We start from the raw sequence: 20039 nt of genomic DNA, 5'->3' as shown, positions 1-20039 counted from the left end.
TTTTGTTATAATAAATGCAAAGCAAACTTAATATCATATTAGTGAGGTATAAAAATGAAGCTACAATTATTCGAAAAATTAGATAATTCTTATCAAGACATGGTGCAAATTCGTCGTTATTTACATATGCATCCTGAGGTTTCATTTGAAGAAACTGAAACTGCTAAGTATATACAACAATTTTACGATCAATTAGGTGTTTCTTATGAAGCGAATGTTGGTGGCAACGGTGTTGTTGCTCGTATCAAAGGCACAAAGCCAGGTAAAACAATTGCTTTGCGAGCAGATTTTGATGCACTCCCTATTCAAGAAATGAATGATATTTCTTATAAATCAACTATTGCTGGTGCTATGCATGCTTGCGGCCATGATGGTCATACAGCCACATTGCTACAATTAGCAAAATCACTTCATGAAATGCGCGATCATCTAGCTGGTGAATACGTCATTATACATCAGCATGCCGAAGAGATGGCGCCAGGCGGAGCAAAACCTATGGTAGAAGCTGGTTGCTTAAATGGTGTAGATGCTATTTTTGGCACACATCTATGGTCACAAACGCCATTCGGCACTATTGAACATCGTCCAGGACCAATGATGGCTTCAGCAGATCGCTTTGAAATTACAATACAAGGTCGCGGTGGGCATGGTGCAATGCCACAAGATACGATTGATGCCGTAACAATTGGGGCTCAGCTTATTACATATATACAGCAAATCGTCTCCCGTCGAGTAGATCCTATTAAATCAGCAGTTGTAACAATTGGTTCCTTCAACGCAGGTGACGCTTTTAATGTTATTGCAGGAGAAGCTAAAATGTCAGGCACTGTACGCACATTTTCACCTGAAGTTCGTGATATAGTGGAAGCTGAAATTGAGCGTATTGTAAAAGGTACTTGCCTTGCCGCTAACTGTTCATACACATTCAATTTCTTAAGAGGCTATCCACCTGTTGTCAATCATGAGAAAGAAGCCGCTTTCTTATCCGATATTGCAAAGGATATTCCTGGCGTAAATGCATCGTTAGAATGTGCTCCTCTTATGGTTGGAGAAGATTTTTCATACTATCTAGAAAAAGTACCCGGTGTATTTTTCTTCACAGGAGCAATGCCTGAAGGTACAGCTTATCCACATCACCATCCAAAATTTAATTTTCGTGAAGAAGCTATGTTAATTGCTGCTAAAACTTTAGGTGCAGCTGTACTTGATTATCAAAATCTATAAAAAAATCCTGAGACATTTTCTTTGTCTCAGGATTTTCGTTTTATTTTGTCATTCTTAAGGTTAGCTCGCCAACGACTAACATTATGATTGGCCCTACATAAAATAACGGATTGCCTATACCGCAAATTAAGACGATTACTGCTTGTACAATATTCGCAACACGGACCATTTTATGTACCGCTAATTTACGGTAGGCTGCTGGCAGTGGATAAAGCATATACATGCTGAAATCTGTTGCAGAAATTAATGCTTGCTTCAGCTGAATTGCAGTTGCAAATGCAAGTGCTGCTAAAAAGATTACGACAGCTACAGGCATGTTTATGAAAAATGCACCTAGTGCTGAAATTGCCGTTAAACGCACCCATAAATAGAAATGGTCATCCGTCCGGACAAAGGTGCGGAACACTAAATATGCTTGTGTATTTTCCTTATTGAAAGGTACCATTTTATATAGTGCATCCAACCACTGACGACGTTTAATGCTGCCGTGAATATGCGGCACATCTGTAAAGTAATTAGCGAAACGATAAAGGCGTAACATACGATTTTGCTCAAGCTTCACAAAATGCTCATACGGGAATGGATACAACGTCTTTTGCTTCATCCAAGTAAAACCATAATAGACTACTGGAATGGCAACAATGAGCATCATCCACACATTCATATGTAAGACGGATGTAATCACTGTAATGGATATTAACGCACGAACAAGGCGATCTCCCCATACTGCATGTCCTCGATTCGCCCAACGAAATGCAAAATCCACTTGTACATTCCACCATTTCATCAACACAACAAATATAAATGTTAAACCAATTGTTGAAGTAGACACTTGTCCTAACTGTTTTAGCATCGGAAGCGCTACGATAAACGGAATAACAACGACAAGAATTTGTGACCAAAATGTCCAATTGAGAGCCTTCTTTAAATAAATCGGAAGCTTTGTCTCAAGTGGCAATAAATACACTTGGTCAGGTTCACGAATTAAAGTTGTCGGACTACTAAACGCTAATAGCAAACCTACTACGATAGCTGTCACTAAAATTGCTGGAAAATTTGTTGGATTCGTTTTTAACCACTCACTATATTGGTACCCACCTGCACCGATTATGAACACAAACACAATTGCCATATGTCCCGTGAACACATATTTCATATACTTTTGCACTTCATTTATATAATGAAAGAAGCGTGTACGCCACACATCATACAAGTTATTCATCGTCTTGCTCCTTCGTCATGGCGATATATAAATCATCTAATGTCGCACCTGGCATATGGAAAGCATGGCGTAAATCATTCATTGTCCCTTGTGCGCGAAGTCGGCCATTATGTAACAGTAAAATACGGTCACAATGTTTTTCAGCCGTCGATAAAATATGTGTAGACATTAAAATCGATGATCCGTTCCTTTTTTTCTCATCCATTTGATCTAATAATGATTGAATACCAAGCGGATCAAGTCCTAAAAAAGGCTCATCAATAATATACAGTGATGGATTTACTAAAAAGGCACACATAATCATCACCTTTTGACGCATCCCTTTTGAAAAATGCGACGGAAACCAGTTTAATCGTTTTTCCATACGGAATTCTTTTAATAAAGGTTCTGAACGTTCTTTTAATGTCTCTTCATCTAAACCGTATGCCATTGCCGTTAGTTCTAAATGTTCTTTTAACGTTAACTCATTATATAGTACAGGTGTTTCTGGAATATATGAAAATGAAGAACGATATTGATCCATATTTCCCTTTAAAGATACCCCATTCAAAAGAATGTCCCCACTTTTAGGCGTCATTAATCCGATAATGTGTTTTATTGTCGTACTTTTCCCTGCTCCATTCAGTCCGATTAGTCCGACTAGTTCTCCAGGTTGAATTGCAAAAGATAGATCATGGATAACAGGCTTTCTCGTATAACCACCTGTTACGGATTGTAATTCTAATACTGTCATTCCTCGTCACTCCTATTCTTCTTACAGTTTATCAAAATTTTCGCAATCTAGCAGTTATCAATATGGTAAAATGAAAAACAAAATGATGAAAGGTGTGTTTTTAATGAGCGATTGTTTATTTTGTAAAATTATCGATGGTTCAATCCCTAGCACGAAAGTTTATGAAGACGAATTTGTCTATGCCTTTATGGATATCGGCCCTTTATCGAAAGGTCATACATTACTAATTCCTAAAGAGCATGTGGCAAATGTTTTTGAAATGTCTTCTGAAGTAGCTGCAAATCTATTTTCAGTCGCACCTAGAATTGCTAACGCTATCAAAGATACATTCGATCCTGCTGGTATGAACTTATTAAATAATAATGGTGAAGCTGCTGGACAAACTATTTTCCACTTCCATTTGCACTTCATACCAAGATATGATGAAACAGATGGATTTAAACCTACATGGAATACAAAACAAGATGAATATACACCAGCAATTTTAGCTGACTTAGCGGAGAAAATTAAAGAACATCTAAACAAGTAAAATTGTACTTACCATCAATACTATTAAATAATAGTGTTGATTTTCAGAATATTTACATGTAAAATCATGTGTAAGTTTCGCTTCCGATCACGAGGATACGGAAGGAAATAACAAAAGTTGAGCTCAGTGTAGCTATAGGAGAGATGAGAAATGAATACGAAGAATTTAGTTTTAATGGCCCTTTTAGTTGGTGTAGGTGCGGCATTATATGTCGTAATCCCGGGATTTAATGGTGGTATGAAGCCAGACTTCATGCTAACGATGATGTTCATCGGCATTTTATTATTCCCAGGTGTTAAGGAAGTTTTTTTGCTAGCAGTAACAACAGGCGTGATTTCAGGTCTATTTTCAACATTCCCTGCTGGATTTGTACCGAATATCATCGATAAATTTGTCACAGCATTTATTTTCTATGCAGCGGTTGTATTATTACGAAGATTCGCTCAGAAAATTGCTGTTTCAGCGGTTCTTGCTGGTGCAGGTACAATCATTTCAGGAAGTGTGTTCTTAGGTTCTGCGATACTAATCGTTGGTGCGAAGATTCCATTTACAGCTTTATTCTTAACAGTTGTACTACCCGCTGTTGCCATTAACGTCGTAGCATTTATTATTATTTATCCAATCATCATTAATTTAGTTAAACGTTCGAAATTCGATACATCTTTAACACATGCTTAATTGAAGAGCCCTCCAATTCTAAGGAGGGCTCTTCATTTTTTTTAAATCATGTTTTATTATAGTAAGAAAAGGTTATAGTTAAGAGAGGAAGGAGAAGATTTATTATGAAAGCATCTACATTTTTTATTGGCTTAACAACTGGTGTTATAGGCGGTGTAGTAACCGTTCTATTATCTACACCACAATCAGGCAAAGACTTCAGATCCTCATTGCAAGTTACTAAAGAGGATTATCAAAATAAGCTAGCGGATATTAAAGATCAAATGCAAAATATTAAAGGGTCTATTGACGACATAAAACACGAAGCCAAACAAACAATTCCTAAATTCGTTGAAGATACAAAGGAATCCATCGCCTCTTGGCAAACTGAAACCTCTCCAATTCAGGATAACTTGCAACAAGAAATTGCTTCCCTACAAAACACTGTAGAAGAAATTGAAAAGCATTTATCTGAGTTCCAAAATCGTAAAAGAGGTAAAAACACTTAATATTTTTTTGCGATAAAAGTATATTTTTATTTAGAAATAATTAAACTGATTGAAATCATCTACTTTGTCTTATTTTATCTCGAATAATGATTGTTTATTATTTACAAATAATGTTATAATATTAGAAAATTGCGAAAGTTGGTGATAGCTATGTCTGAAGACTTGTATACGGTTCGTGAAGCTATGCTTTACAGCCAGAGAATCGCCCAGCTATCGAAGGCCCTTTGGAAAGCTGTTGAGAAGGACTGGCAAGCATGGCTCAAACCATATGATTTGAATATCAATGAGCACCATGTATTATGGATTGCCTCCAATCTTGAAGGCGCATCGATCTCTGATATAGCAAAATTTGGTGTGATGCATGTTTCAACAGCATTCAATTTCTCTAAAAATTTAGAGGAACGTGGTTTGCTCGTATTTTCTAAACGTAATGACGATAAGAGAAATACATATGTGGAGCTCACCGAAAAAGGTCAGTCATTACTAGTAGAATTAATGGAGAATTATAGCCAATCGAAGCATAGTGTTCTTGACGGCTCACTTCCATTAAAAGAAATGTACGGTAAATTTCCTGAATTATTAGATTTAATGGCTATTATTCGTAATATCTACGGTGATAATTTCATGGATATTTTTGAGGATTCTTTACGTAATATCGAATAATAATCGACACAATTTCATGCCTGATTATAGCTTCAATAAGTCTATGATTAGGTATGAAAACGCTATCTTTTTTTTAATATTAAATTACTTGATTTTCCTATTAAAAAGCTTTAATGTTAGGTTTCGAAGATTATCATTTTTATTGAAATTGGAGATGCTGTAACATGCATTGCTGGAAAACCATTAATGTACAGAAACAATACGGCCACGATCGTATTTTTTTATTGTCTACCATTATCGTCATTAGCGTATTTTCTGTTTTTTATATAGCATTGAATATATATAAAGAAAGTCCGTTATCCGATCATTTATTCCCATTATTTTTATTTGTTTTATTGATGATTTATCCGGCTCATAAGCTACTGCATTTTATGCCACTTTTTAGATATCGTAAATGTTTGCGTTTCTCTATTGAAAAGCAATACGGTTTCTTGCCCGTTTTACAAATGCGTATTCATGAGCCGATTTTAAAGAACCGCTATGTATTTGCTTTGCTTGTACCTTTTATAGCGCTTAATCTTGCTTTAGTGATTGGAGCTATTATGTTTCCATCCTTTAGACATTATTTTTCGATTTTACTGGCTTATCACTGTGGACTTTGCTTAATTGATCTGTTGTATGTCAAACATCTCATGCATTCACCTAAAGCGGCATTGATTGAAGAAACAGACAAGGGCTTTGAAATCTTAATTCCATCGTCCAACCATTTATGACTAACTTGTCTTTTCTGTTCTTTTTTTGTTATGCTTATGATAGAGATAGAGAGGAGGAAAAGACTTGATGATTGCCATTGTCGTCCTATTCTCGGTGTTTTATTTGTTTCAAATTAACCGGATGACGTATGCTCTTTGTGAGCAAAAGGAAATTCCCGAAGAAAAACAACCTAAAATATACCGAACTATAAATGTACTTATTACCATTTTGTTAATCTCTTTTTATTTGGAGATTCTGTTTACTGTGTAATATGAGTTCATTTTATGATATTAGAGACAGCTAGTTGCATGAGTAAAATTGGCATTTAGCTAGTCCTTCCATCCTCAAATCAGTGGAGTGAAAATTCATAAATAAAAAAGTCCATTCGCATCACTGCAAATGGACTTTCTTATTGCCGAGAGCTTAGCACATAAATGCCGCTCCCACAATAATTAACAAAATAAATAGCACGACAACTAGAGCAAAGCCAGAACCATGCGAAAATCCGCCACCGTTACCCATAATTAGCCCCCCCCTCTCTTTGCTATCTTATGCAGGCGTGTTTTTCAGTTTTAGGCTAAATGAATATGGAACCTTTTTCTTTTTTTTTCGTTTTGTGTTATAGTTACAATTGCATTATTTGTAAGTGACTAAGTTGGGAGAGATTTTGAAGATGAAAAAAACCGTATTAACATTAACACTCGCAGCATCTGTTCTTGCTCTTGCTGCATGTGGAAATAATTCTAGTGATGAAATAGTTGCTGAATCGAAAGCTGGAGACATTACAAAAGAGCAACTTTATCAAGAAATGAAAAGTTCAGCTGGTACTCAAACGCTACAAACATTAGTTATCAAAAGCGTTTTAGCTGATAAATACAAAGTAACTGATAAAGAAGTAGAAGCAGAATTCAAAAAGCAAAAAGATCTTATGGGTGAAAGCTATGAACAAACTATAGCTACTCAAGGCTGGACAGAAAAAGAATTTAAAGAAAATTACATCCGCATCCTTTTATTACAAGAAAAAGCAATCGATATTTCTGATAAAGACATCGAAGCATACTACGAACGTATGAAAAAAGAAGTTAAAGCAAGCCATATTCTAGTTGCTGACGAAGCAACAGCTAAAGAAGTTAAAGCGAAATTAAATAAAGGCGAAGATTTTGCTAAACTTGCTAAAAAATATTCAACTGACCCTGGTTCAAAAGAAGCTGGCGGCGAACTTGGTTGGTACGGACCAGATAAAATGGTTGCTGAATTTACAGATGCCTCTTACTCACTTAAAAAAGGTGAAATTAGTGAACCAATTAAAACAACTCACGGTTATCACATCATTAAATTAGAAGACACACGTGAAGTTAAAGACGTTGCTTCTCTAAAAGATAGCAAAGATGAAATTAAACAAAAACTTGCTGGAACTGAAGAATCTCAAAATAAATTCATGGAAAAAGCTAAAGAATTAATCAAAGCTGCTGACGTGAAAATTAAAGATAAAGACTTAAAAGATGCGCTAAAACAATTTTTAACTGATGATACAGCTGAAGGAAAAACTGAAGGAAAATAATTAGCCTCTTGAAAATACCTAATCCATTACGTTGGATTAGGTATTTTTTTATTATACGGGCCTCTGTCCCCTCAAACTTTCAACTTGTCGCATGTTATAGTATCAACACCATTGAATGGAGGTGATTCTTTTGAGATGCTACAACAACTGCCAGGGTCAGTGTCGCTGTCATGGCCACCATCATGGCCACCATCACGGCCACCATCACGGTCACCATCACGGTCACGTACAGCCAATCGTCTGCCCTACACAAGTCCAATTCAATGATTGCTTTGTTGAGCGAGAAATTCCCGTTATTCATCCTACAGTTACTATAAACAGACAACACATCGTTAATGTTCCACGCCATTACGTTACTAATTCCACTGAAAATATGATAGTTGATCCAGGTATTCCTACACACTGCCCTATGCCATCACCATGTCACAGACCATGTCACGGAGCATTTAAAGGTCTTTTTGGCAGACACTAAAACTAAAGTAAAAGGCCCTCTCAGCATGTCTGAAAGGGCCTTTTAATCTTTTTCTTATTCAATCGTAGGTTTATAGAATGAACGATTATCTAATGGGAATAAACGTTCAGTAAATTCGCCTGGTGCCGTTTTGCCTAACGCACGTTTTAGCATATTCATTTTCGCATCGATATTATCAATATAGTGAAGCATTTCCGCCTCTTGTAACATAGGCTTTTTCGGGCTCCCCCACTCTTCTTTACCGTGGTGAGATAATACCATATGTTGCAGCAACATAACTTCTTCACTATCGATTTGAAGTGTATCCGCAGCTTTTGCAATTTCTGTTACCATAATTGATATATGGCCAAGCATATTACCAGTAACTGTGTATGAAGTTGCTACTGGTCCTGATAATTCAACAACTTTACCGATATCGTGTAAAATAATTCCGGCATACAATAAGTCTTTATTTAAAGTTGGGTATAAGTCAGCAATTGCCTGACCTAATTTCAACATGGATACGACGTGATCAAGTAAGCCAGATGCATAATCATGGTGATTTTTTGTTGCAGCTGGGAACGTCATAACAGCGTCTTGATTTTCTTTTACAATATGTCTAGTAATACGTGAAATTTGTGGATTTTTAATTTCGAAGAAGAACTGCATTAACTGTTCAAATAATTCTTCTTTAGGTGTTTCTGATGAAGGTACTAAATCGTCTACTGAAATGCCTTCATCGTTTGTTACAGGACGGATTGCTTTAATACGTAGTTGGTTTTTCCCACGGTAATCATGGATTTCTCCACCAACTTGCACAATACCTTCAGCTTGATATAGTCTTTCATGTTCTTCGCCTGTATCCCATAATTTAGCTTCAATACTACCGCTTTTGTCTTGTAAAATAAGCGTCATAAATGGTTTTCCCATTGTTGTAACACCTTTTGTAGCTTGTTTAATTAATAAATAATGATCGACTGGCTCTCCTGCTTGAAGTGATGCAATACCATTCATATGGAAGTCAATCCCCTTTCACTTTTTAAATTTGAGACATGAATGACTGATGATTCTGACCATTGATCTATCATATTCTCATGACATGTAAAATAGAGTATTTGATGTTTCTTTTGAATACTATCAACTAATTGTACCATGTTCGCAATGCGCAAACGATCAAAATGAACAAAAGGGTCATCCATAATAATTGGAAATGGTGCAGATTGTTGTAGTGAATCTGCCAATGCAAAACGCAGTGCTACATAAGCCTGTTCCTTCGTCGCTTGGCTCAGTTCAGCAATTGTATAACGCATCCCATCTATTGCTACCGCCTCAAAAACACCTTCGTGATTAATCGCCAATGTATCATAACTACCACCTGTTAGCTGTTCAAAATAGCGCTCTGCTCTCTGCAACACAGCTGGCAATCTTTTCTCTTTTAAATTGTGCATCGTTTCCTGTATTGCTGTAGAAATCGCTTTATTAATAGCCCATTCATGCGCTTGTTCTGCTAATGTTGCTTTTTGCTGTTCAAACCATTGAAGGTGTATACCGTATTTCTCATCAGTTAATAAACCGACTGTTTTCGATTGTAGCCCTGCTTGTTCACGGAGTAAGGCATCCTTTTTTTCTTGCAAAGATGCTAGAGTAGCCGTAATCTGTACAAGCAAGTTCTGAGATTCGATATCGTTTAAACGAACTGTAATTGTCGCCTCATCGAACATCGCTAATTGCTCCTCGACTTGTTTTAATGACTGGCTTCTGTCTTTATACAACTCGAATTGCTCATTTGCTTTATAAAAATCCTCAGCCGACTCAGCATCAGCTTCTTCGAATAAGTTTAAAATTTCAGCGGTATAAGATTTATGCAAATTTGTCTTTTCAACAATGGTAATGTCTAACTGCAGCAGTTTTTCTTGTGCTGTTAAAACAAAATGTTGCTGCTCAGTCATTTGGAAATACGCTGATTGAATGGTAGTGGATAAAGTTTCCTTCGTACAAAGCATTTCGCAAGCTTCTGAAGCTTCCCTTATTCGCTTCGTCATTTGGGTAGAAAGAATGTCTAATTGGCTTTCCTTCATTATAATACTTGCGCTTTTTTGCTGAATCTCACGAACGTGTCGGAATAACTCAGTTAAAAGTTTCGGTTGTAAAGAACTGCTAATTTGGAAGCGGTTCAAAAATAATTGAAGCTGCTGCTGACTTTGCTCTGTGTACATATTAAATTTAGAGATAGCTTGCTGTACTTCTTTATATTGTTCATTTTTTTCATCGTACTGTTCTTGTAAAAGGACGACACGATCATCCAACTGGCGAATGTTCGTCAGTAGTTGTTCCATCTCAGATTGCTGTGATTCCACTTCATGAATCACACGATGAAGCGCTTCTTTATTTGCAGGGTCTTCCTCATTTTGAAGAGCACTATTGTTACCAAAGATAAACCAAATAGCGGCCGCTACAATAACTCCTACAGCTACAATGAGCCAGTTGGATTGGCTAACGCCAAATAAAATAGCCATTACTGCAATCGCAATGCTAAAAAGTTTTGCTGATTTTGCATTATTAGAAGGCTTTTCACGTTGCTTTAATATTGCTCTTGCTTCAGCTGCCCGTTGTAATTGCGCTGGCCATTTTGCTGCTCGATCTAAATCATAGTCAGATGGTTGCTGATCGTATAGTTTGTCTAACTTTTGCTCAGTTACTACTAACTCTTTTTGAAGTTGCTCAGCTGTACGTTGGCCAAATCGATATTGTTCTTCATTTTCTTCCAGTTGCTTTACAAGTTGACGGAAAAAATCTTCCTGTTCAAGCGTCGCCTCTGCCTGTTCTAAAGCTAATTGCTGCTGCTCATCTGTAATGCCTAGTAAGCGGTATTGAGCCATTTTTTCTTGTTGCAGTATGTCGATATCATTTTGTAGATTCTTTTCTTGAGAGCGCCATTCACGCCATTCGCTATCTTGGTCATTGAGATTTTTTAATTGCTGATAACGTGCTTCATTAAAATCTGCTTGTAACTGTTGTTGTATTGCTTCTTTCTCCTGCTGAGCTTGGCTTAATGTTACTTGAACTTCAAGCTTCTTATCCTTATATAGTTCATAACGATGGATACCATTTGTCGGGAATACCTTTTGCAAAATAGACAGAAGATCTAGTTCTAGTTGTTCTTTCTTTTGCAATAACGGGTATATCTGGCGGAATGTATTAAGCTTTTGCTGTTCTTGTAATTGCTTAGCTTCAGTTGATTTAATATCGCCTAATGCTGATGCAATTTGCTGCAACCTTATTATAGCCGGTTCATATTCTTCTATCTTTTTACGCTCTTCTTTTAGAGCGATGCCATTTGCACGGAGATCTTCAATTTGTTTATTAATCACCGGGTTTTTACCGGACTTCTTAAAGAGCTCTCCAATTTTCTTATCGAGCTCCTTTTCAAGCTGAGTGAGCTGATCGATACCGGTCGTTCCAGAAGCTAATAACACTCTACTAAGATCGTCCTCGGACATATGCTCTAACTGCTGTAATTGGTGAACGGAGAAGGAAAAAATTGATTCAAACCCTTGTCGATTATAGCCATGAACGATTTTCGCCAACGCCTCTTCATTGCCTCTTGTACCGTCTCCAAAATAGACCCGAACATCCCCTATTGCTTTGCCCTTTACACGTTCAATAACGCAATCACCATATTCATCGTCTGTAATATGCAATTGACCGCCGTATTTCCCTCCAGCTTTCGGTTCATAGCGGAGTTGTTGCGCATTCTTTTGAGGAAAACCAAATAATATATGCAAAATAAATTGCTGAATCGTCGTTTTCCCTGCTTCATTGAGGCCATAGATTACGTTGATGCCTTTTTTTAAATCAATCGTCACATTTTCATGCTGACCGAAGCCAAAAATAACGAGTTTACGAATATACACTTTGTTCACTTCCTTCTAATTTAGAAGTTAATCTTTCTGTGATACATAATTTTTAAATAAATTCTTTGTCTGCTTTGAGATTTGTTCTAATTCTGCTTTTGATAGAGGCTCTAGATAGCGCCCACCTCTTGGATGCTGATACAAATCTTTTAATGTCTCTTTCCATTGCATATCATCCCAGTTGTCAATGACATGAAGCACTGCCTCTGTTGCAACAGTTGGCTCATATTCCTGGAAATCCTGCCAATTGATGTGGACAGACTGTATCCAAATAGCAGGCGATTTCTGCTCTTCTCTTTCACGAATCAATTCAAGCCACTCTTCTATTGTAGAATCTTCAAATAATGTTTTAGCACCCGACTCCAAATGCTCAAGCCTAAGTTCAATAACACCTGCTCCAAATTGATCACGAAATTGTTGTACTGTATTTTCACATGCCTGTAGAATTTCGTTGGCATGAACAAGACCTTCACAATTTACTATAAGTTCATCATAAACAATAACTGAAGTCGGTACAAAATCTAGGTTTGCATGATGATTGTCAATCGTCACATCATAAAAACCTTTTACACCACGCTCTTTTCGATGGCGACTTTGGATATTGCCTGAATAAACAATCGGTGGCTCCTCGTTTAATATTTGGCGCATATGAATATGCCCAAGCGCCCAATAATCATATTGTTTTGCAAGTAGATCTTCTTTCGCAAATGGTGCATAAACATCATGTGTTGTATTGCCCATTAGGCTACCATGGAGCATGCCAATATGAATGGCATCCTTATTTGTAGCAACTGGGTATGTATTAATCATGGGCTCTTTTACATGCCGATCGGAATAACTAAAACCATAAACATGAACAGCTGTCTCTCGAATTTGCAATGTTACCTGCTCCGTTTTCTTTGGCAATACATGGACATTAGGCGGTAGCTCAAAACGTGTCCATTTTCCATTTAGATGATCATGGTTGCCATAACTCAAAATAACTGGGATATTCTTTTCATAAAGCTGTTCCATGCCGTTTTGAAAATGAGCTTGCGCTCGCAAACTACGATCTTCCCCGTCATATATATCACCTACTATGACAATAAAATCTGGTAGTTCCTGTACCGCATATTGAATGAATCGATCAAACGCTGCAAATGTACTATGGCGGAGCTCCTGCAAACGCTCCTTGGGAAGTGCAGACATCCCTTTAAAAGGACTATCTAAATGCAAATCTGCCGTATGAAAAAATCGAATTATAGACATGATTTCCCCCTATTATTTAATACGAATATTTGTTCTTATTTTATCACAAAATTGCGATAATAAATATTAAAAATTGGAACGGAAATAGCCTGTTTGTATGTTTTTCCTGAATCTTCTAGTATAATGAATGTATATTCATAAAAAAGGGTGATGGGCATGAAAACGTATCGATTTACGGCATTCGACAAAACGGGGAAAACACTTTTTGATGAAACATGGGAGTTTGCAGACGATGCGACTGCCAAACTACAAGGGCAACAACAAATTGAAGATAAAGGCTTAGCAGAACAAACACATCGTTTAGTGAACCCTGCTGGCAAATTAATTCTGTTCCATTCATAATAAAAATGCCTTTCACAACTATTTCATTGTGAAAGGCATTTTTTATTGTCCGTTAAAAGCTGGCGTTCTCTTCTGTACAAATGCTTGAATACCTTCTAAATGATCCACCGTTTTACGCATTTTTGATTGCGCAACAGTCTCCATTTTCAATACATTCGATAGCTCAGCACACTTTTGCGTATGCAATATTTCTTTCGTTGCAATCATAGCCGCAATTGGAGACTGCAATAATTTTTGCGCTAATAAATTAGCCTGATCAGCCGCCTTCCCATCAGGTACGACTTCATCCACTAGCCCTATTTTCTTTGCTGCAGTTCCAGTTAATATATCCCCTGACCAAATCATCTGCTTCGCAAGTGGCGTTCCTAGACGCTCCTTCATAAAGAAATGCCCCGCCCCGTCCGGAATGAGCCCAATTCCGATGAAATTCATCGCTAGTTTACTATTTTCTTCTGCAATAATAATGTCACAGCCAAGCGCTAAACTAAATCCTAGACCAGCAGAAGCACCATGTACCGCAGCAATCGTTACCATTGGCAACATATACATTGCCTTCACAAAGCGCGTAATATCAACCATCACAGCATCAATTTCCATCGGGCTTTCATCATCTAGCATCGCTTTAATATCTCCGCCAGCTGAAAACACCTTGCCCGCCCCTTTAATGATGAGTACCTGCACTTCCGCTTCATCATTCAATGCTTCAAAGCAATCCGCTAATTCTTTCATCAATACTTCATTCATCGAGTTCATCGCTGCCGGTCTATTCAAAGTCAACGTCGCCAGCCTACCATTTTTCTCAAAATCTAATGTTTCATAAGCCATTAAAAACACCCCTTTGTTTAAAAATGAACTACCATTCATAATAGTAATATTCTCCATTTATCCAATAAACCCTTTTTTCAAATACAATATTATTTTATTAATCTTTCGTCACGCCACGACCCGCCTGTCTACCACTGAATAAGCTTTCTCCTAAAAACGTCCCTTCTAGTGCTCTATAACCATGAACTCTTCCTGTCAAAATTCGCAATCCAAAGCCAGTCTCGCCAAGCGAATTCTTTTGAGCCTTTCACACCAGAACGTCTTTGATCTGATGAGTCGACGAGAAATAAGCCTCCGATCGATCACTATGTCTGTCCACCAAGAGATGCTTCTAGCTCTTGATCAAGTAATAATACTTTCTTTCCCAGATTCGTCAATTCTTCTGTACAACTAATCCGGCCAAACCCGCATCTAAGACAATTGCATCATACTCCATAGCCCGCCTCTTTTAACGCCTATCAAAACGAATACTCATTCACTCCAACAAATTTCTTCACTTAACGTTTAATCACCTTTATTTATAATAAAAATAAGTGATACACTGCGATAAACCAACTCGAGCGACGTCTAATGTAGTGAAAGTGGGATATTATGACTATTCAACAGCAAATCACCAACTGGTTTGATCAATATAAAAATGATATCTATCAGTTTTTACACTATAGAATAGGAACAAATGAGGCTGAAGATTGTGTACAGGAAGTATTCATAAAAGCGTACCGCTCTTATGAAACCTTTCAGCAAAAGTCGAGTCCCAAAACTTGGCTGTTCTCTATCGCACATCATGTCGCCATAGATACTTTACGAAAAAAGCAACGTCATAAATGGAAAGGCATTTTACTTATGCAACAGCCTGAAAAAGCAACCAACATTACGCCCGAACATTTATTGCAAGCCGATGAATCCATGAAGGAACTTATTCAGATGGTTCAATCATTAAAATCACCATACACTAACATAAAAAAGCTATCTCTCGTCACTTTAAACTGAGAGATAGCCTTTAATTTTGACATACATACTTAAATTTTCATTATCTTAATATTATAATCTCGGATCCACCGGTGTCGATTCCATCGCTAAAGTTGCGAGTACACTTTCATGAATACGCTCTAATGATTCATTGTTCACGAAGCGGCGAATTCCTTCTATACCTAAGGTGAATTCCTGTAGAGCCATACGTTGTTTCTTCCCAGTATTGCGTTGTTTTAAACGTTCTAAATTAGCTGGCTCTGTATAATCCATACCATAAATGATATTCAAATATTTACGACCACGCACCTTTAATGCGGGTTGAATCAACTGGCCTTTATATTTTGTAATAAAGTACTCCGGTTTAATGACAATACCTTCGTGACCTTGTTCGGTAATAGTAGTCCACCAATCAACAACCTCCTGCTCAGAAGTTTTATCCGTTATGATTCTATAATCTGTACGTACAAACCATTTTGAGCTTTCGGCAAAAGCTTCATTTTGTTTCATATGCCATGTGTGAGGTTCACCAAAGAAGGTTTGTTTACTATGCGCTAAAACATGGAATGGTGCTATTTGAATAGCATCTACATCATCTACATTCCAACAGTATTTTTGGAATACCTCTTTGAAAATTTCAGCATGCTCTAGCTTTTCTTCCATCTGTGAGAGCCACGGAGCCAAATCTCCCCTTGCTGCCATACCTTGTGTCAGTGATTCAAGTAGCTTAGAACGATCTAAAATGGCCTGTTCTGCAATATGTGCATATTGACTTCGAATTAGTTCCTTCGCCTTCAAATTCCAAGGCATTATTTCCGCATCTAATAGTACAAAGTCGGTATCATTCTTTGTGAAATACCCTTTTGCTGTTAGTTCTTCATTCAACGACTGTACTACTTGTTGTTCCGTTTCACGCTCAAAGAAGCGGCGGCCTGTGCGACTGTAAATAATACCGAGTGTTGCGAAGCCTATTTTTTGTAATGCGACTTCTTTATTTTTAAATAAAAGTAGTACTGCTCGACTTCCCATGTGCTTTTTCTCCGCTACCAAGGTCGTTACACCCTTACTTTTAAAATAATCGATCGCCTCTTGTGGATGCTCTAAATAATCGTCCAGCTGTGAAGGCTTTGGGGTGGGGCTCATAGTAGGTGGAATATAAACAAGCTGCTCAAGTGGTACTGTAAAATGTGATGTCGTATCAATTGCTGCTTGAACATAATCTGCAAGCACCTCTACCTCACCTAAATCAGCAGTGAGTACTGTATAGCCATTCACAAGCTTCGTTATATTTGGTGGATCTAAACGTTTCTTTTCCCATTCGTTTAAAGGGTTAGTTGGATCTTCTGCATAATCTTGCTTCGCATTGACTGCTATAAATGTTTTTTCTGGGTACCGTAATGCTGTTAACTGTCCCCCAAAAACAACTCCTTGGTCAATATTAACTGTACGATTAGCAATGAGTGGCTGCGGTTTAGGATCATGACCCCAAATAACGAGTAGACTATTGTGATGATGTACCGTCCAATCTAAACGAATCGGTCTACCATTACTAGCAATTCCTGCTGTTTCACCGTAGCGACTAAAATCTTTTATATCGCGTGATTCTTTCCCTATCATCTCATCCTTTATGCCAGCATGCACACAAACCGCCGTTGGAATATCATTTTGAGTAAGGATGTAATGTGATGGTGCCGCTATTAAAAAGTTCTCAAGCTGTTGTTTTAATAACGTCGTCGCCTCTTCACTATTTTGCTGCTCATACAATTCCATTTCTTCAACAAACTTCTCATCACCATACGCCATTTTCACAGTTTTTCCACGTAACCATCTAGCTATTTTCCATCCATGATTACTATCAACCATATAAGCGAGGTCAGTATTCACATGCTGCATCCAAAATTGCATCGTTTTCAGTGATTCTGGTCCACGGCTCATAATATCGCCAAGTGATAATAGTTTTCGACCTTCAGGATGTACATAAAGTCCATCCTCATTTGTTGTATAACCAAGCTGCTCTATTAACGTTATCATTTCATCATAGCAAGCATGAATATCACCGATGATGTCGATGCCTTGCGCTACATCTATTAATAGAGGATTGGACATTCTCTCTATAGTTACCTCCTCACCCTCTTTTAGTACATATATACGAGCATACTCTTCTTTTTTAATAAAACGCTTTTCCTTTTTCAACTGATTATATTGTTTCTTTACTTTATTTTTCCCCCGCGGTTTTTCTCTTTCTAAATCGCGACTTAGCAATGTTTCTAGAGCTGTATCAAGTAACAATGCAGTAATTGGTACCCCTACTCTTTTTGCCATTTGAATATATTTCCCTCGGTCATCAGGGTGTATATGTGTTGCGTCAATAAAGGTTACTTTATTTAAACGACATCTTGCTTCCACCGTTTCTTCCATCATATGAAAAGCCTCTGATGAAATTTTTTGATACGTCTCATATAGGCTGTCAACTTCTTCTACTGAACGACCAATCGTCCAGTCAATAAAGTCCGTATCACCAAGCATTTGACGGAAGTGATCCGAACTAACAACTTCACTTGGCAATAAAAGACCATCTGCAATCCATTTTCTTAGCAATGTCGATTTACCACTATTCGAAGCACCGATCATTATTACAATACCGGCATGCGGAATTTTAATCATTGTGATTCCTCCTCTCTTGTGAAAATACACATTTGTGTAGAATGACCAAACTGAGGATGTTCTTCACCTATACCATCAAACTTAAAGTTATAATGAATATTTTCCATCCTATTAGCACACCATTGTTGAAACTCACGCCTTGTCCATTCGAACCGGTGATCATTATGACGTTTTTTATCATCCATATCATAGACGCTATTATATTCCCGATTTGGTGTTGTAATAATAACTGTTTTTGGTTGATAATCATTGAATATAACAGACATTGCGCGTGGTAACCGTTCAGGATCAATATGTTCAATGACTTCACAAAGAATTATGACATCCTTACCTTTTAATCTCTCATCTTTATAAAATAATGAGCCAAAATGATTTGTTGGCATAACAAATTGACTATCACCGACTAACTTTTCAAAGCGTCTATTAGCCTTCTGTACTTCTATTTGAGAAGGTTCTACAGCTAATATTTCTTGTACACCATCAACAAACCCAAGCTGTTCTGACAACTTACCTTCCCCAGAACCAAAATCAACAACTGTTTTTTTATGTGATAGATTTTCCACAGCATCAATTATTTTGCTATAACGTAAATCATTTAAACGAACTTTCTTTTGTGGTAATGTCGTCAAACCGGTCTTTTCTAGCGGTGAATATAATTCTTTGAAGCGTAGCGCCCTCTTAAATATCAATTCTCGTTCTGGATGTTCATCTAGCCAGCCTTCTCCGTAGCGTTCTAACTTCTCAACTTCAGTTTCATCTATAAAATAATGCTTATAATTATCAATTACAGGAATCAAAACAAAAATTTGACGCAATCCTGTTTGTAGTGTGACATTGCCTTCGATGTTGATAAAGCGTGCCGTACTACGTTCTTTCATGTTAAATTGATAATTTGTTTCGCCATATTCAATTTGTACTTTATAGCCAAGCGGTTCAAATAGTGATTGAATTTGTGCATCTGATAATTCAGAAGCAATCGGGCCAAAACTAAATTCAAAATCGTAACGATGTGACACCCATTCTATATATTCTTCTTTAGGCTGACCATTTAAAGCAGTTCCAAAAGCATTTCGAATAAATGAAGTGAAAATACTGCTAACTGCAAATTCTCGATCATTAATATAATGTGTAATATCGTAGGTATTGTTCGTGTTTTTGACAAGTGCGAGCGAATCTGGCACAACATATGTCGTCATTTTTAACTCCGAATGATTAAATGTTTCATAAAAAATACGAACGATATGTTCTTTTTGCTTTCTCTCATATAAATTATTTGGATTTTTCGCTAACAAATGCGAGAGCTCTGTTATATGGTTCCCCGTTGCTTTAATCGTTAATTGCACGATGCATTCACTTCCTTATTTTGTAGTTAACAATAAATAAACACCTATTATTCATTTTATATTAGATCATAACACGTGAAAATGAAGCGTATATTGTACACTCCAAAAACACGAATTATAATTCCGTTTCAGTTGAATTTATTCGTATTTCGAGCAGTATTATCTTCTTCTAACTTGTTTTCTGTTATTTTTTCAAAACAATGTTGACATTAACCGAATATAGCATTAATATTGATTTAAATTTAAAACATAGTAAAAATATGATGACGGAGACATGCTTCCCGATTTTGAAATCTTTAGAGAGCTAATGGTTGGTGAAAATTAGCGGTTTCAGCGGCAAGTTCCACTCCCGAATAGATAGGTTGAACATTCCAAAGTATGCCTATACGAATCATGCACGTTACGCATATAGCAAAGTCTGTCCGTTTTAGTGGGCAGTAACCCAAGGGTGGTACCGCGTCTGTTAATTTAGCCTTTCGCCCCTTACATTTA

The 20039-nt window shown here is 37.1% G+C and carries 20 protein-coding genes and 1 pseudogene; 10 read left to right on the top strand and 11 right to left on the bottom strand.

Features of this window, described 5'->3' with window-relative positions:
• Positions 1–54: 54 nt before the first annotated feature.
• Positions 55–1224: a M20 metallopeptidase family protein gene (locus JFL43_RS14055; RefSeq protein ID WP_200749524.1), complete on the top strand. Its 1170-nt coding sequence runs from the start codon at positions 55–57 to the stop codon at positions 1222–1224.
• 40 nt (positions 1225–1264) lie between these two features.
• Here JFL43_RS14055 and JFL43_RS14050 read toward each other — a convergent pair whose 3' ends face one another.
• Positions 1265–2446: an ABC transporter permease gene (locus JFL43_RS14050; protein WP_200749523.1), complete on the bottom strand. Its 1182-nt coding sequence runs from the start codon at positions 2444–2446 to the stop codon at positions 1265–1267.
• Entirely contained in the window at positions 2439–3179 is a 741-nt protein-coding gene (locus JFL43_RS14045; RefSeq protein ID WP_200749522.1) for an ABC transporter ATP-binding protein, read from the bottom strand. The genes JFL43_RS14050 and JFL43_RS14045 overlap by 8 nt, the downstream gene beginning before the upstream one ends.
• A 103-nt stretch (positions 3180–3282) precedes the next feature.
• Between JFL43_RS14045 and JFL43_RS14040 the strand changes: the two genes are divergently transcribed.
• The 6 genes from JFL43_RS14040 to JFL43_RS14015 all read left to right on the top strand — a co-directional run bounded on the left by JFL43_RS14040 (position 3283) and on the right by JFL43_RS14015 (position 6500).
• A complete protein-coding gene (locus JFL43_RS14040) occupies positions 3283–3708 on the top strand; it encodes an HIT family protein (protein ID WP_100795977.1) in 426 nt (141 codons plus the stop codon).
• Positions 3709–3858: 150 nt separating this feature from the next.
• The gene (locus JFL43_RS14035) at positions 3859–4386 is read left to right on the top strand and encodes a tryptophan transporter (RefSeq protein WP_200749521.1); all 528 of its coding nucleotides are present in this window, start codon (positions 3859–3861) and stop codon (positions 4384–4386) included.
• Positions 4387–4490: 104 nt separating this feature from the next.
• A complete protein-coding gene (locus JFL43_RS14030) occupies positions 4491–4874 on the top strand; it encodes a YtxH domain-containing protein (protein WP_200749520.1) in 384 nt (127 codons plus the stop codon).
• 144 nt (positions 4875–5018) lie between these two features.
• Positions 5019–5537 (top strand): HTH-type transcriptional regulator Hpr, encoded by a 519-nt coding sequence (locus JFL43_RS14025; protein ID WP_100798127.1) that lies wholly within the window; start codon positions 5019–5021, stop codon positions 5535–5537.
• Between the two features lie 164 nt (positions 5538–5701).
• A complete protein-coding gene (locus tag JFL43_RS14020; protein ID WP_100795974.1) occupies positions 5702–6250 on the top strand; it encodes a DUF3267 domain-containing protein in 549 nt (182 codons plus the stop codon).
• 67 nt (positions 6251–6317) lie between these two features.
• Complete coding sequence (locus JFL43_RS14015) at positions 6318–6500, top strand: hypothetical protein (protein ID WP_407701985.1); 183 nt, start codon at positions 6318–6320, stop codon at positions 6498–6500.
• A gap of 153 nt (positions 6501–6653) precedes the next feature.
• Here JFL43_RS14015 and JFL43_RS14010 read toward each other — a convergent pair whose 3' ends face one another.
• Positions 6654–6752, bottom strand: a complete 99-nt coding sequence (locus JFL43_RS14010) for a YjcZ family sporulation protein (RefSeq protein ID WP_100795972.1) — start codon at positions 6750–6752, stop codon at positions 6654–6656.
• A 151-nt stretch (positions 6753–6903) separates the two neighbouring features.
• Here JFL43_RS14010 and JFL43_RS14005 point away from each other — a divergent pair, with 151 nt between their 5' ends.
• On the top strand, positions 6904–7791 hold the full coding sequence (locus JFL43_RS14005) for a peptidylprolyl isomerase (RefSeq protein WP_200749519.1): 888 nt from the start codon (positions 6904–6906) through the stop codon (positions 7789–7791).
• 71 nt (positions 7792–7862) lie between these two features.
• On the opposite strand, the gene JFL43_RS14000 is transcribed toward JFL43_RS14005, so the two are convergent.
• The 4 genes from JFL43_RS14000 to JFL43_RS13985 all read right to left on the bottom strand — a co-directional run bounded on the left by JFL43_RS14000 (position 7863) and on the right by JFL43_RS13985 (position 13404).
• Positions 7863–8027 (bottom strand): hypothetical protein, encoded by a 165-nt coding sequence (locus tag JFL43_RS14000; RefSeq protein WP_200749518.1) that lies wholly within the window; start codon positions 8025–8027, stop codon positions 7863–7865.
• Between the two features lie 290 nt (positions 8028–8317).
• A complete protein-coding gene (gene yhaM / locus JFL43_RS13995) occupies positions 8318–9256 on the bottom strand; it encodes a 3'-5' exoribonuclease YhaM (protein WP_200749517.1) in 939 nt (312 codons plus the stop codon).
• Positions 9253–12156, bottom strand: coding sequence for an ATP-binding protein (locus JFL43_RS13990; RefSeq protein WP_200749516.1), 2904 nt, complete (start codon positions 12154–12156; stop codon positions 9253–9255). The genes yhaM and JFL43_RS13990 overlap by 4 nt, the downstream gene beginning before the upstream one ends.
• A 27-nt stretch (positions 12157–12183) precedes the next feature.
• Positions 12184–13404 (bottom strand): metallophosphoesterase, encoded by a 1221-nt coding sequence (locus tag JFL43_RS13985; RefSeq protein WP_200749515.1) that lies wholly within the window; start codon positions 13402–13404, stop codon positions 12184–12186.
• Positions 13405–13560: 156 nt separating this feature from the next.
• Between JFL43_RS13985 and JFL43_RS13980 the strand changes: the two genes are divergently transcribed.
• On the top strand, positions 13561–13746 hold the full coding sequence (locus JFL43_RS13980; RefSeq protein ID WP_200749514.1) for a YhzD family protein: 186 nt from the start codon (positions 13561–13563) through the stop codon (positions 13744–13746).
• A gap of 42 nt (positions 13747–13788) precedes the next feature.
• Here the strand turns inward: JFL43_RS13980 and JFL43_RS13975 are convergent, their stop codons facing one another.
• Positions 13789–14571 (bottom strand): enoyl-CoA hydratase, encoded by a 783-nt coding sequence (locus tag JFL43_RS13975; protein ID WP_200749570.1) that lies wholly within the window; start codon positions 14569–14571, stop codon positions 13789–13791.
• Positions 14572–14759: 188 nt separating this feature from the next.
• Positions 14760–15007, bottom strand: a pseudogene (locus JFL43_RS22625) (FAD-binding protein); the annotation flags it as partial.
• Positions 15008–15162: 155 nt separating this feature from the next.
• On the opposite strand from JFL43_RS22625, the gene JFL43_RS13970 reads away from it, so the two are divergent.
• Positions 15163–15561 (top strand): RNA polymerase sigma factor, encoded by a 399-nt coding sequence (locus tag JFL43_RS13970; RefSeq protein WP_200749513.1) that lies wholly within the window; start codon positions 15163–15165, stop codon positions 15559–15561.
• Positions 15562–15612: 51 nt separating this feature from the next.
• Here the strand turns inward: JFL43_RS13970 and JFL43_RS13965 are convergent, their stop codons facing one another.
• Both JFL43_RS13965 and JFL43_RS13960 read right to left on the bottom strand, forming a co-directional pair.
• Positions 15613–18204, bottom strand: a complete 2592-nt coding sequence (locus JFL43_RS13965) for a polynucleotide kinase-phosphatase (protein ID WP_200749512.1) — start codon at positions 18202–18204, stop codon at positions 15613–15615.
• Positions 18201–19547 carry a 3' terminal RNA ribose 2'-O-methyltransferase Hen1 gene (locus JFL43_RS13960; RefSeq protein ID WP_200749511.1) on the bottom strand — a complete coding sequence of 449 codons (1347 nt, stop codon included), beginning with the start codon at positions 19545–19547 and terminating at the stop codon, positions 18201–18203. Before JFL43_RS13960 ends, JFL43_RS13965 begins: the two co-directional genes overlap by 4 nt.
• Positions 19548–20039 lie beyond the last annotated feature (492 nt).

Origin of the sequence: Viridibacillus soli (assembly GCF_016612995.1) — a bacterium.
In the GTDB taxonomy this organism is placed as follows: domain Bacteria; phylum Bacillota; class Bacilli; order Bacillales_A; family Planococcaceae; genus Viridibacillus; species Viridibacillus soli.
The sequence above is the reverse complement of the archived record's forward strand: the minus strand, read 5'-3'. Positions and strand labels throughout refer to the sequence as shown.

Coding starts and splice junctions, on each gene's coding strand:
- JFL43_RS14055 (WP_200749524.1), top strand. CDS start 55: ATGAAGCTACAATTATTCGAAAAATTAGATAATTCTTATCAAGACATG.
- JFL43_RS14050 (WP_200749523.1), bottom strand. CDS start 2,446: ATGAATAACTTGTATGATGTGTGGCGTACACGCTTCTTTCATTATATA.
- JFL43_RS14045 (WP_200749522.1), bottom strand. CDS start 3,179: ATGACAGTATTAGAATTACAATCCGTAACAGGTGGTTATACGAGAAAG.
- JFL43_RS14040 (WP_100795977.1), top strand. CDS start 3,283: ATGAGCGATTGTTTATTTTGTAAAATTATCGATGGTTCAATCCCTAGC.
- JFL43_RS14035 (WP_200749521.1), top strand. CDS start 3,859: ATGAATACGAAGAATTTAGTTTTAATGGCCCTTTTAGTTGGTGTAGGT.
- JFL43_RS14030 (WP_200749520.1), top strand. CDS start 4,491: ATGAAAGCATCTACATTTTTTATTGGCTTAACAACTGGTGTTATAGGC.
- JFL43_RS14020 (WP_100795974.1), top strand. CDS start 5,702: ATGCATTGCTGGAAAACCATTAATGTACAGAAACAATACGGCCACGAT.
- JFL43_RS14015 (WP_407701985.1), top strand. CDS start 6,318: ATGATTGCCATTGTCGTCCTATTCTCGGTGTTTTATTTGTTTCAAATT.
- JFL43_RS14010 (WP_100795972.1), bottom strand. CDS start 6,752: ATGGGTAACGGTGGCGGATTTTCGCATGGTTCTGGCTTTGCTCTAGTT.
- JFL43_RS14005 (WP_200749519.1), top strand. CDS start 6,904: ATGAAAAAAACCGTATTAACATTAACACTCGCAGCATCTGTTCTTGCT.
- yhaM (WP_200749517.1), bottom strand. CDS start 9,256: ATGAATGGTATTGCATCACTTCAAGCAGGAGAGCCAGTCGATCATTAT.
- JFL43_RS13985 (WP_200749515.1), bottom strand. CDS start 13,404: ATGTCTATAATTCGATTTTTTCATACGGCAGATTTGCATTTAGATAGT.
- JFL43_RS13980 (WP_200749514.1), top strand. CDS start 13,561: ATGAAAACGTATCGATTTACGGCATTCGACAAAACGGGGAAAACACTT.
- JFL43_RS13975 (WP_200749570.1), bottom strand. CDS start 14,571: ATGGCTTATGAAACATTAGATTTTGAGAAAAATGGTAGGCTGGCGACG.
- JFL43_RS13970 (WP_200749513.1), top strand. CDS start 15,163: ATGACTATTCAACAGCAAATCACCAACTGGTTTGATCAATATAAAAAT.
- JFL43_RS13965 (WP_200749512.1), bottom strand. CDS start 18,204: ATGATTAAAATTCCGCATGCCGGTATTGTAATAATGATCGGTGCTTCG.